Source organism: Frankia sp. Allo2, assembly GCF_000733325.1.
Lineage (GTDB): Bacteria > Actinomycetota > Actinomycetes > Frankiales > Frankiaceae > Frankia > Frankia casuarinae.
Genome location: NZ_JPHT01000019.1, coordinates 38,698 through 50,804 on the forward strand (window position 1 = coordinate 38,698; position 12,107 = coordinate 50,804).

Sequence of the window (12,107 nt, forward strand, 5' to 3'; positions counted from 1 at the left end):
TAATTCACCCGGGCGCGATGGGACCGATACGCATCCTTTCTAGCGTCCGGGGAACCGCTCTGGCGTCCGGGGAACCGCTCGGGCCGGTCGGACCGACCGGCAGGTGGGGGTACGCCCGGAATGAGGCTGACAGGGGTTCGGTTGCTCACACTGGTCTTCGGGCGGGGCCGCGCCGCGGTCGGCATGATCGCCGGGATCGTCGTGTTCTTCCCGTCCCTGGTCAACATGGTGTTCCACCCGCGTTACCGGCTGGCTCCGGCGCATGGTGGGTAATGACACGTGGCAAACAACAATCACGCCATCGCCGCCCTCCCGGCGGGTGGTGCCGGTCCGCCGACTCCGGGGACACCCGGCTTGTCTTGGAGTAAAGGAAGTAATGGGGGTGATTTCGCCGTTGGTCATACGTGATCCCGTTCCGGGCGTGCCGCCATCGGATGCAGACTCGGTGCTGACCGGCAGACGAGAGGCCGCCATGAACGCCGAACGCTCCAGCCGGGGACCCCGACTGATGACGGTGTCCGGCGGAGCGTCCCAGCCGACCGTCTCCTCTGCCACGCCCCACCGATCGGCGACCCCGGCCCGCACGGCGGCGTCGGGCACGACCTCCACCACCGCTCCCGCGGTCGACCCGCGTGATCCGGCGGCGGCTCCTGGTCCGACCGGGCAGGCACCCGTGGTCGGCGCGGACCTGCTGCGTCCGTCCGAGGCACAGCTCGCTCGACTGCGTCGGGTGGCCGCGGGTGAGGAGGAAGCCGACCTCGTCATACGCGGTGGGCTTGTCGTCGCCGTCCACAGCGGTGCCGTGGCCGCGCGGGACATCCTGATCGTGGGGTGCTACATCGCCGCGGTCACGAAGCCGGGAACGTTGGCGGGTCGGCGCTCGCTCGACGCCGCCGGCAGATTCGTCCTGCCGGCCTATGTCGACGCCGGCCTGCGTGTCGAGGAGACGCTGCTCACTCCGGGGGAACTGGCTCGCCTGATCGTCCCGCGGGGAACCGTCACCCTGGTGACCGACCCGGCCGTCCTGGTCGCGCTGGGCGGTCTGCGCGGTGTGGATCTGGTGACGGGATCCTCGACCCCGTTGCGGGTGCTGGTCCGAGCGGGGCAGGTGCCCGGGAGGCAGGTCCCCGGGACCGGGGCGCCCGCAGCCCCGGTCGTCGAGGTGCCTCCGATACCGCCCGCCTCCGCGCTGACCGCGCTGTCCTCGGTAGGGGCGGCGCCCGTCAAGTCGTCCGCCACGGAGGCCGGCGGTCTGCTGTGGGCGGCCGGCAGCGGGGCCGAGCCGGTCCGGGGCAGGGCCAGATCGGTCGCGGAGCTTGCCACGGTCGGGCATCTCGATCACGACGTGCGACTCGCGGTCGGTCGGGGGATGGGCCAGATCGACGCCATCCGGCGGTTCTCCCTGCTCCCCGCCCGCAGGCACGATCTGGAACCCACCCTGGGGTCAATCGCGCCCACCCGCTTCGCTGATCTCCAGGTCGTCTCCTCCCTGGCCGGAACCGCGCCGCCCGACGTGGTGGTGGCGGGTGGCCGGATCGCCGCGGAATGCGGCCGACCCCTGTTCGACAACCTCGACATCTCGCCCGCCTGGGCCACCAGCCGGACACGACTCCCGGCGAACCTGCACGCCGGCTCCTTCACATCACTCGGCCTGCGACGGTCCCACCGGCAGGATGCCAGTGTGGTCGTGGTGAGCGTCGATCCCCCCCGCGACCCGGGGACGGCGCCGCCCGTCGGTGGACCAGCGCGGGCGTTGCGGATGACCGGGACGGGCCAGGTCTCCGGCCTCTCCCACCCGCGTGGACTCCGTACCGTGCGGGTGGAACCCACCCTGCGGGACGGCTGGGCGGTAGCCGATCCGTCTCGGGACCTTCTCAAGATCGCAATTTTCGGTCGGGACGGCTCCTCGGACGAGATCGACGTCGGGCTGCTCCGCGGGTGCGGGCTGACCCGGGGCGCGCTCGCGGTCACGACGGCGGAGCCGCCGGGGCATCTGATCGTCGTCGGGGCGCGGGACGACGACATGGTGACCGCCGCTCGGGCCCTCGAGGGCATGGGCGGGGGCTACGTGGTGGTCGACCAGGGCTGGGTGCGGGCGGCGTGCGCGCTGCCCCTGCTCGGGGTGATGAGTGACGCACCCTGGGAGGCGGTGCTGGGAGAGCTGGCCGCGGTGGACACGGCCGCAGCCGATCTCGGCTGCCGGCTGCCGTTCCCGCTGCGCACGCTGGCCGGATGGGGCTGCGCCCTCTACACCCGGCCCTGACCTCCACACCCGACCCTGACCGGCGTCGCTGGATCAGCGGGCGCTCCGGGGCCCAGGGCGGGGAGCGTGGTGCACTCACCCGAGGCCACGAAGCGCCAGCCGTGCCGCAGCGCCGGGTCGATAGACGGCGTGACATGTCCACCTCAAACCTGTCGCATCCCTCTCCACAGTTCGCGCCAGCATCGGTAAGGTAACACTGGGTAACGTTGGGGGTGTTGGTCTGGGTCGGTGCGAGTGGAAGCTGGCGATAACACGGGTGAGATAGCGCAGGTGAGGTGATGAACGCTGCCGCCAAGCAAGATCAGAACTACGTCACTGAGCGTCTGTCTTGATGAACATCCACGTAACCTTCCGCCGTTATGGTCGGTTCTTATGCAGCGTTCGTCCGCCTGCCTGACCCCCGGATCGCCGGCTGGCTTCCCGCGTCATCCCCTCCCGCGCTTCCTTCCACTGGTCGGACCATTGGTCGGATCGGGCGGGGGAGGCCGCTGTGACGACTAGCGGTGCGACGGCCGTCATGTTCCGTCCACGTACGGTAGGGGAGGCAGTGGAGATGCTGGCGACCGCCCATGACGCTGGCAGGGCGGTCGATCTGCTGGGCGGCGGCACCGATCTCGTCCCCGCCCTCCGGTCCGGCGAGCGTCGGCCGGGGGCGGTAGTCGCCCTGCGCCGGGTCCTGGAACTGCGGGTCCGCGGCGCCGGGGCGGATTCGCTCACCGTCGGTGCGGGCGTGACTTACACCGACCTCGCGGGCTGGTCACTGTCGCCCGGCCTCGCCCTCGCCGCCCGGGTGGTCGGTTCCGCGCAGATCCGCAACCTCGGCACGGTCGGTGGCGCGCTGGGCTCGGCACGTCCCACCGGTGACCTGCTCACCTTCCTCACCGCCGCGGACGCCGAGATCCTCGTGGCCTCGCCGCGCGGACCCGGCCGGATGACGCTGCCCGCGTTCCTCGCCGACGGGCTCGCCCCCGACGCCCTGGTCACCGCGGTAAGGCTGCCGCGGCCGGCCGGACCGCAGAGCTATCTCAAGATTGGGGGCAGGCAGGCCGCCTACCAGGCGTTGGTGTCGTGCGCCGTCCTCGTCGACCGGATGCGCCATCGACTGGCCTGCGCGATCGGGGGGGTGGGTCGGCTGCCGATCCGGATGACCGTCGCCGAGCGGTTCGCACACGACGCGGTGGACTGGTCCGCAGGGGCCGCGTCCTCGTCGGCGGCCCGCCGGTTCGGTGAGCTGGTAAGCGAGGCGGTCTCGCGGGTCGGGCCGGAGCTCGCGGCGGGTCCGCGGGNCTCCNCCGACTACCNCCGGCATGCTGCCGGCGTGCTGGCCGCCCGGGCGTTCACCCGATGCCTGGATGCCGCGGGGGCGCCGGTGGACCCCCGAGTCGAGCGGGACGTCCGGCCATGACCGCCCGTTTCGCGAGGGAAGTCCCGGCCGGACCGCCGGCCGGACCGCCGGCCGGGTCGTCCTGGCCGGACGACGGCGTCGTCGCGCCATATCACCTCCATGTCGACGGCTTCCTGCACACGGTGGCCGGCGCCTGGATCGGGGACTCCCTGCTCACCGTCCTGCGGGACGTCATCGGGGTGACCTCGGTGAAGGACGCGTGTGAGCAGGGGCGCTGCGGTGCCTGCTCCGTTCTCCTGGACGGCCGGTTGGTGGCGTCCTGCACGGTGCTCGCCGCGGACGCCAACGACGCCCAGGTGAGCACCGTTGCCGGTCTGAGGACGGCGGGACCCGCCAGGGCCGTGCGGGCGGCGTTCCTTGAGGAGGGTGCCGTGCAGTGCGGCTTCTGCACCCCCGGGTTCGTGGTCGCGGTGACGGACCTGCTCACCCGGCGGCCGGATGCGGACGAGGAGGAGATCAGGGAATCGCTGGCCGGCAACATCTGCCGGTGCACGGGTTACGGCCGGATACTCGCTGCCATCAGAACAGTGCAGGCTGAGCGGGGCACCCTACTTTCGGGGGATGCACCTGCTCCGCCCCACCGGGGGGTGGGGCGATGAGTCTGGGGATCGGTCGTCCGGTGCGTCGTCCGGATGGGCCGGACAAGGTGACCGGTAGCTTCTCCTACGTTGGTGATCTGCGTGTTCCGGGGATGGTGCACGCCCGCACCCTGCGATCGCCCCATGCCCGGGCGCGGATCCGGCGCGTCGACGTCGACGCCGCGCGCCGGCTGCCCGGCGTTGTGGGGATGGTGACCGCCGCCGACGTCCCCGGCATGGCCACCTACGGGCTGATCGTCGCCGACCAGCCGGTGTTCGCCGCGACCGAGATTCGGTACGCAGGGGAGCCGGTCGCCGCCGTGGCCGCGGTTGACGTCCGGACCGCGCGCCGGGCGCTCGCCGCGATCGAGGTGGACTACGAGCCGCTGGCACCTTCGACCGACCCCGACCGGGTATGGCAGCCGGATGCCGAGCCGCTGCATCCGGCGGGCAACCTGTACCGCGAGATCGAGCTGCGCCACGGGGATCCCGACGCGCTCGGCCCGGTGGTGGTCGAGGACCAGTACCTCGTCGGGATGCAGGACCAGGCGTTTCTTGCTCCCGAGGCGGCCCTGGCGATGCCGGCCGCCGATGGTGGGGTGGACCTGCGGGTGGCGACCCAGTGGCTGCATTCGGACCGGGAGCAGATCGCGGCCTGCCTCGGTCTCCCGGAGGAGCTCGTCCGTCTCACCCTGGCCGGTGTGGGGGGTGCCTTCGGCGGCCGGGAGGACGTCACCCTTCAGATCCACGGCGCCCTGCTCGCCCGGGCTACGGGGCTTCCGGTGCGGATCGCCTACGACCGGGTTGAGTCCTTCCTGGGCCATCCGCACCGGCATCCGGCCCGGATGTGGTTCCAGCACAGCGCCACCGCCGACGGAAACCTGGTCAGCGTGCGGGCACGGCTGGTGCTGGATGGCGGTGCCTACGCGTCGTCCTCGCCGGCGGTGCTGGCGAACGCGGTCACCCATGCCGCGGGTCCGTACCGGGTCCCGAACGCCCACCTGCACGGAGTCGTCGTGCGGACCAACAACCCCCCGTGCGGCGCCATGCGGGGGTTCGGGGTGCCGCAGGTGACCATCGGTCACGAGGCCCAGATGGACCGGCTGGCCGACGCCCTCGGCATGGATCCGGTGGACCTGCGCGTCCGCAATGCCGTCCGACCGGGGGATGTGCTGCCCACCGGTCAGGTGATGGGCGCACCGCTGCCGGCGCGGGAGGTCATCGAGGCGGTGGCCTCGCGTCCGCTCCCGCCGGCGATGCCGGCGAACGTCGCNGTGACCGCGTTGCCCGGCGGCCGACCGGCCGCGGCCGAACCGAGCCGGGTCCGTCGGGGGGTCGGCTACGCCCTGGCCTACAAGAACCTGCTCTTCTCGGAGGGCATGGACGACTCCTCCGTCGCCCGTGCCCGCCTGGAGCTGGCTGAGGACGGAACGGTACGGGTCCGGCTGCACAGCGCGTGCGCCGAGGTGGGCCAGGGGTTTGTGACGATCGCGGGGCAGATCGCCCGCACCGAGCTCGGCGTCGAACAGGTCGTGTTGGCGCCCGCGGACACCGCGGTCGGCAGTGCCGGATCGACCAGCGCGTCCCGGCAGACCTGGATGAGCGGAGGCGCCGTGCGCGGAGCCTGCGCCGCGGTCGCCGATCGCCTGCTCGCCCGGGTCGCCCGCACCGCGGGGCTGCCCGCGGAGGTCGTCGAGGCACCTCGACGGACGCTGACCGTCAACGCCGGGGAGATCGTCGGGGTGGAGGCCGGGTTGCGGGTTCCGCTCGCCGAGGCGCTGGCCGACGGGCCGATCGAAGCGGAGTACACCTTCCACCACCGGCGTACCTCCGCGCTGGACGCCGACGGACAGGGCGATCCGCACGTGGCCTTCGCCGCCGCGGCGCACCGCGCGGTTGTCGATGTCGATGTCGACCTCGGTCTCGTGCGGGTCGTGTCGATGGCGCTGGCCCAGGACTGCGGTACGGTGCTCAACCCCCTGGCGCTGCGTGGTCAGGTCGAGGGGGGAACTGCCCAGGGGCTGGGCCTCGCCGTCATGGAGGAGCTGGTCACGGTGGACGGGGTGGTGGTCAATCCCACGTTTCACGACTATCTGCTGCCGACCATCGCCGACGTCCCGGACCTCGATTTCGTCGCCGTCACCCATCCGCAGCCGGATGCGCCCTACGGGGTGAAGGGCGTGGGGGAGGCGCCTACCTGTACCGCGACCCCGGCGATCATCGCGGCGATCCGGGTCGCCGTCGGACGGGATCTGCGGCGCGTTCCGGTGCGACCCGAGGACCTCGTCACCATCTCTCCGACGACCGCGCCTCCGACGACCGCGCCTCCGACGACCGCGCCTCCGACGACCGCGCCTCCGACGACCGCGCCTCCGACGACGCCGGGACAAGGTGTTCCGGCGGCATGAACGAGCCCACCGCGGACGTTCTGCCGGAGCGGCCACAGGCGCTACGGTCACGGCGAGTCGTGCTGCCCGGGGGCGAGCGTCCGGCAGCCGTGCACGTCGCGGACGGCCGGATCGCCGCGATCACCGCCGCGGACGAGATCCCTCCCGGGACCCTGGTCACGGACCTCGGCGAGCTGGCTCTGCTTCCCGGCGTGGTCGACTCCCACGTGCACATCAACGAACCGGGGCGGACCGAGTGGGAGGGGTTCGCGACCGCGACCCGGGCCGCCGCGGCCGGTGGTGTCACCACGATCATCGACATGCCGCTGAATTCCGTTCCGCCAACGACCTCGCTCGCCGCCCTGGCCGCCAAACGTGCGGTGGCGGCCGGCCAGGTCGCCNTCGACGTCGGCTTCTGGGGCGGCATCATCGGCGCCGACGCCCGCAACCTCGATGATCTGGCCGCCCTGCACGGCGCCGGGGTCTTCGGATTCAAGGCCTTCCTGGCCCCGTCGGGGGTCGAGGAGTTCCCGCACGTCTCGATGGACGTCCTCGGGGCCGCCGCCCGGCGCACCGCCCGGATGGGGGCCCTCACCGTCGTGCACGCCGAGGCGCCCTCCGTTCTCGCCCTGGCACCTCCCACCGTGGGGCGGGCCTTCGCCAGCTGGTTGGCGTCGCGCCCGCCGGCCGCGGAGACCGAGGCCGTGGCCGCGCTGGCGGCGCTGTCCGCCGCCACCGGTGCCCGCCTGCACGTGCTGCATCTGGCGGCGGCCGATGCCCTCGACGACGTGCTCGCGGCGCGGGACGCGGGGTTGCCGATGACGGTGGAGACGTGCCCGCACTACCTGACCTTCACGGCCGAGGAGGTCCCCGACGGAGCTACCGTCTTCAAGTGCGCACCTCCCATCCGGGACAGCAGGAATCTGGACCGGTTGTGGGACGGGGTGGCCCAGGGCCTGTTCGCCGGGATCGTCACTGATCATTCGCCGTCCACTCCCGCGTTGAAGCAGATCGACGCCGGTGATTTCGCGGCGGCGTGGGGTGGCATCGCGTCTGTCCAGATCGGGCTACCCGCGGTCTGGACTCAGGCCCGGGCGCGGGGGCACACCCTCACCGACGTCGTCGGTTGGATGTGCGCCGGACCGGCCGACCTGGTAGGACTGGCCGGCAAGGGGCGCATCGCGATCGGCGCTGACGCCGATCTGGTGATCTTCGACGCGGATGCGTCGTTCCTGGTGGAGCCCTCGATGCTGCGCCACCGCCACCCGCTCACCCCCTATGCCGGACGCGTGTTGAACGGGGTGGTGCTGGCGACCTATCTGCGGGGGCGGCGAGCGGACGGGGATCGTCCTCCGCGGGGGCGGCTATTAGAGAGGTAGGCATCACCCGGCCGGGCCGCGGGACCGTCCGGCGTACCGGAGCCCTCCCCACGGATGTGATCCGATGCACCCACCGACGCGGACCACTCCCGAGGGAGCAGGCCCGAAGTACGCTTTGCGCCCCGCTAACACGTCGTCCCGTCCTGACCTGATCCGGTCCGCACGGTGGTGACGGGCCGTGCGGCCACCCGACGACACGTGAACAGTCCGGTTTCGTACGGCTGGTTGACCCCGTGAAAGGACCCGATGAGCGACGCGCCCGACCTGACGAATCTTGTCGATCTCGCGGCGGCCCGTTTCGGCGGTACGGTCGTGGCCGTCAACGACGAGTTCTTCGCGTTCGCCGAACGGATGCTGCTGCCCGAACCGCCGATCGTGCGGCCGGGCGTGTTCACCGAACGGGGCCAGTGGACCGACGGTTGGGAGACCCGTCGGCGGCGGGATCTTCCCGGATCCGACTGGGCCATCATCCGGCTGGGCTCACCCGGCATCGCCCACGCGGTGACCGTGGACACCACCCACTTCACCGGCAACGCTCCCGGGGCCGTCGAGGTGCACGGCGCCACCCTGCCCGGGTATCCCTCCGCGGCGGAGGTCGCCGAGGAGTCCGTGGCCTGGGTCCCGCTGGTGCCGCGGACGCCGATCGTGCCGGACGCGGCCAACGTGTTGCCGGTGGCTGACCAGGGCCGGACCCGCATCACCCATCTGCGCCTGACCATCCACCCGGATGGCGGAGTCGCCCGGCTGCGCGTGCATGGCACGGTGGTGCCGGNCCCCCGGATGTTCGACCGGGTGACCTCCGATCTCGCCGCCGCCTACCTGGGCGGTGTCGTGGTGGCCGCCAGCGACATGCACTACGGTGACCGCCATAACCTGAACGCCTCGGGTGAGGCCCGGGCGATGGGAGAGGGCTGGGAGACCCGCCGGCGCCGTGGGGACGGCCACGACTGGGCGGTGGTCCGGCTCGCGACGCAGGGCACGATCGTGCGGGCCGAGGTTGACACCCGGCACTTCCGCGGCAACGCGCCCCGGGCGGTGGCCCTCTGGGCGGCGGACAACCCCGACCTTCTCGACCCCGACGACGTCACCGCGATCACCGAGTGGTACCCGATGCTGCCGCGGACCCGGGTGCAGCCGAACACCCGTCACCTTTTCGATCTCGAGGTCCCGATCCAGGCCACCCACGTGCGGGTCGACGCGATACCCGACGGCGGGCTGGCGAGGCTGCGGCTCACCGGCGCTCCGACGCCCGTCGGGCGGGAGGCGCTCGCGATGCGCTGGTTCGACGCGTTGTCCCCGGACGCGGCTCGCGAGGAGCTGCTGGCCTGCTGCGAGTCCGAGGACTGGGCTGCGGCCGTGGCGGCCCGTCGGCCCTTCGGGACCCTCGCGGCCCTGCTGCCGGCAGCCGAGCAGGAATGGTGGAACCTGCCCGCATCGGCCTGGCTGGAGGCGTTCACCGCGCATCCCCGGATCGGGGAGCGCCCGGCCCACACGCCCGCCCCGCCCACCACGGCGAGGGCGACCGTGGTGTCCCTCGACGCCCCCCGACGGGAGCAGGCGGCGATGGACCAGGCGACGGCGGAAGTCAGGGCGGCCTTCGAGCAGGGAAACGCGGCCTACGAGGAGCGCTTCGGCTACATCTTCCTGGTCCGGGCGGCGGGCCGCGACGCGGAGGAGATGCTCGCTCTGCTGCGGGCACGGCTGGACAACGATCCCGCGGACGAGCTGCGCATCGCGGCCGGTCAGCAGGCTGAGATCACGGCCCTGCGCATCAGGCGCCTGATCACCGGCGCCTGATCACCGGCGCCTAGGTCGAACGACCGTGGCACAATACTGTTCATCTTTGCTGCCAGGCGGTGATGAGTTCGGCTGGGCCGTAGGATGCGGCGAGACCGGTGGCCGCAACTCCGCTGCGGCCGATGGCGACCAATGGCAGCGGAAGGTTCGTGAGCGCCGCCCGGTGTTTCCGCAGTGCCGCCAGGTCGTGGTCATCGAACGGTGCGCGTTCCAGCCATGCGACGGAGCCGAGGAAGTACAGCTCCTTGGCGACCGGTTCCCGGTCGGTGCCGACGACGTCGATCTCGACAGTGTTGGAGCGGTTCCAGTAGGCGCCGACAGCCGGGGGTACCGGCGTATCCACCACGGTCGACCAGGAGCGGTGTGGTGCGATGGTCAGCCCGGATGGTGGGATGGTCGAGGCCCGACCCGGGCCGCGGCGACGGAGGACGCGACCGAGGAGGCGTGGTGAGTCTGTCCACCCATGTCCTGGACACGGCCACGGGGCGGCCAGCCGCCGGGCTGCCGCTCCGGTTGGAACGGGCGGTGCGTACCCTTGACGGCACGACCACGGGCTGGATCGCGGTCACCGAGGCCGTCACCGACGACGACGGCCGGGTGGCGGATCTGCCGGCGACCATCCCAGGCCCCTGGCGGCTCGTCTTCGACACCGCGAGCCGCTCGGCGTTCTTTCCCGAGGTGACCATCGCGTTCGTGATCGAGGACCCGGCGGGTCATCATCACGTCCCGCTGCTGCTCGCTCCGTTCGGTTATTCGACCTATCGGGGAAGCTGACCCGCCCTGGATGACGGGTGTCGTCAACCCGCGGCGACCGGTCTGCCGCCGAAGCGGTTGACCGTCACCCGGTCGAGACCAGCCGCGGTCAGGCTCGCGTCGTCCAGCAGGCCGGCGTCGAGCGCCCGCAGGACGTGCCCGGCGAGCGCGCGGCCGGTGGCCGGCTCGTCGGCGACCGCTCCCGGATGCCGGGCGGTGGCGTACGTGGTGGCGTACGCGGTGGCATAGGAGGAAAGCCGGCCCAGCGCCTCGTCGAGCCCGGCCAGCAGGCAGCCGGCCACCGCCGCGTGCCGGCTCACCAACTGACCCGGATGCAGATCCCAGCCCTGGTAGATGCCCCGGTACCAGGCGCGGCGCACCAGTTCGGCGTGCCGCCGCCAGGCCCGGTGGACACCTCGGCCCGCCGTGTCCTCGACAGTTGCGGTGCCCTCCGTAGTTGCGGTGCCCTCCGTAGTTGCGGTGCCCTCCGTCGCGTCCGTCGGGCTCTCGATCGGCAGCAGGTTCGAGGACCCGTCCGCGACCCGGATTCCGGTGCCGGCGGTGACGAGCTGCATCAGCGTGGTGGCGTACTCCACCGCCGGATGGTCGCTGGCCTGGTGCGCGGCGGTGATGCCGAGAGCCGCCGAGTAGTCGTAGGTGCCGACGTGCAGCCCGACGAGGCGTCCAGGGCCCAGTGCAAGACCGGTCTCGACCAGCGCCGGCAGGGCGAGAACCGCGGCCGGGGTCTCCACCTGCACCTCGAAGGGCACCGGGGCGATGTCGAGGCGTTGCTCTAGTTCGGCGAGCAGATCGGCGAAGACCGCGACCTGCGCGGCGGCGCTCACCTTGGGCAGGGTCAGCACCAACCCGGCGGGTGGGCCGTCGTCGCCGGCCAGCGCCGTGAGGAAGAGGTCCAGGCTGCGCAGTCCCCGGTCCCGGAGGGCCGGGTCCAGCGACTTCATCCGCAGGCCGTAGGACGCGGGCAGGGCGTCCGCCGCCGCGGCGGCGCGCAGGGCGACGGCCGCCGCGACGGCGTCGGCGTCCTCGGTGTCGTCCATCCGGACGCCGTAGCCGTCCTCCAGGTCGATCCGCAGATCCTGCACCGGTTCAACGGTCAGCGCGTGCAGCACGTGTGCGTGGACCGGCTCGGCGATGACCGGGTCCGGGTCGCCCCCGGTGGCGGCGGCGAGCCTGGCCGGGTCGGTGCCGCGGGCGGCCAGGAGCTCCCGGGCTGCCTCCCCCCAGGCCAGCACGATGTCCGGGCGCATCCGGTCGGCGGGCAGGTAGCAGGTGTGCACCGGCTGGCGGGTNCCCGGATCNCNGGGATGACGAGCGATGACCGCCGTATCGATCGGTGCGAGCGCGGCGGTCAGACGGGCGACGACATCGGTCGGCAACGTCGGCATGCCCCCAGTGTCGGCCTCACGTACACCGCCGGATACCTCCCCCGGCGGGATGCCCCTGTCCGCTTCTACAGCTGCACGCCCACGCGGACGGCGAAGGCGCGCAGTTCATCCGGCCCGCGGCCGCCCTGGTCCTGGACCG

9 protein-coding genes and 1 pseudogene are annotated in these 12,107 nt (G+C 72.4%); 8 read left to right on the forward strand and 2 right to left on the reverse strand.

From position 1 onward, the window contains the following. Positions 1-120: 120 nt before the first annotated feature. From ALLO2_RS28290 to ALLO2_RS14030, 7 genes are all read left to right on the forward strand, one after another. Complete coding sequence (locus ALLO2_RS28290; protein ID WP_023841195.1) at positions 121-273, forward strand: hypothetical protein; 153 nt, start codon at positions 121-123, stop codon at positions 271-273. Between the two features lie 172 nt (positions 274-445). Beyond that, positions 446-2,263, forward strand: a complete 1,818-nt coding sequence (locus ALLO2_RS14005; protein WP_035732631.1) for an adenine deaminase C-terminal domain-containing protein — start codon at positions 446-448, stop codon at positions 2,261-2,263. Positions 2,264-2,780: 517 nt separating this feature from the next. After that, positions 2,781-3,668: an FAD binding domain-containing protein gene (locus tag ALLO2_RS14010; protein ID WP_051875265.1), complete on the forward strand. Its 888-nt coding sequence runs from the start codon at positions 2,781-2,783 to the stop codon at positions 3,666-3,668. Further along, on the forward strand, positions 3,665-4,267 hold the full coding sequence (locus ALLO2_RS14015; protein WP_011435290.1) for a (2Fe-2S)-binding protein: 603 nt from the start codon (positions 3,665-3,667) through the stop codon (positions 4,265-4,267). The genes ALLO2_RS14010 and ALLO2_RS14015 overlap by 4 nt, the downstream gene beginning before the upstream one ends. Then, on the forward strand, positions 4,264-6,654 hold the full coding sequence (pucD, locus tag ALLO2_RS14020; RefSeq protein ID WP_023841198.1) for a xanthine dehydrogenase subunit D: 2,391 nt from the start codon (positions 4,264-4,266) through the stop codon (positions 6,652-6,654). The genes ALLO2_RS14015 and pucD overlap by 4 nt, the downstream gene beginning before the upstream one ends. Further along, the gene (gene allB / locus ALLO2_RS14025; RefSeq protein ID WP_051875251.1) at positions 6,651-8,012 is read left to right on the forward strand and encodes an allantoinase AllB; all 1,362 of its coding nucleotides are present in this window, start codon (positions 6,651-6,653) and stop codon (positions 8,010-8,012) included. Before pucD ends, allB begins: the two co-directional genes overlap by 4 nt. Before the next feature lie 246 nt (positions 8,013-8,258). After that, on the forward strand, positions 8,259-9,809 hold the full coding sequence (locus ALLO2_RS14030) for an allantoicase (RefSeq protein WP_035732590.1): 1,551 nt from the start codon (positions 8,259-8,261) through the stop codon (positions 9,807-9,809). A gap of 40 nt (positions 9,810-9,849) precedes the next feature. On the opposite strand, the pseudogene ALLO2_RS14035 reads toward ALLO2_RS14030, so the two are convergent. Beyond that, positions 9,850-10,143, reverse strand: a pseudogene (locus ALLO2_RS14035) (hypothetical protein); the annotation flags it as partial. 113 nt (positions 10,144-10,256) lie between these two features. On the opposite strand from ALLO2_RS14035, the gene uraH reads away from it, so the two are divergent. Beyond that, on the forward strand, positions 10,257-10,583 hold the full coding sequence (uraH, locus tag ALLO2_RS14040) for a hydroxyisourate hydrolase (RefSeq protein WP_023841201.1): 327 nt from the start codon (positions 10,257-10,259) through the stop codon (positions 10,581-10,583). Between the two features lie 23 nt (positions 10,584-10,606). Here the strand turns inward: uraH and ALLO2_RS14045 are convergent, their stop codons facing one another. Then, positions 10,607-11,968 (reverse strand): aldolase/citrate lyase family protein, encoded by a 1,362-nt coding sequence (locus tag ALLO2_RS14045; RefSeq protein WP_035732591.1) that lies wholly within the window; start codon positions 11,966-11,968, stop codon positions 10,607-10,609. Positions 11,969-12,107: the final 139 nt, after the last annotated feature.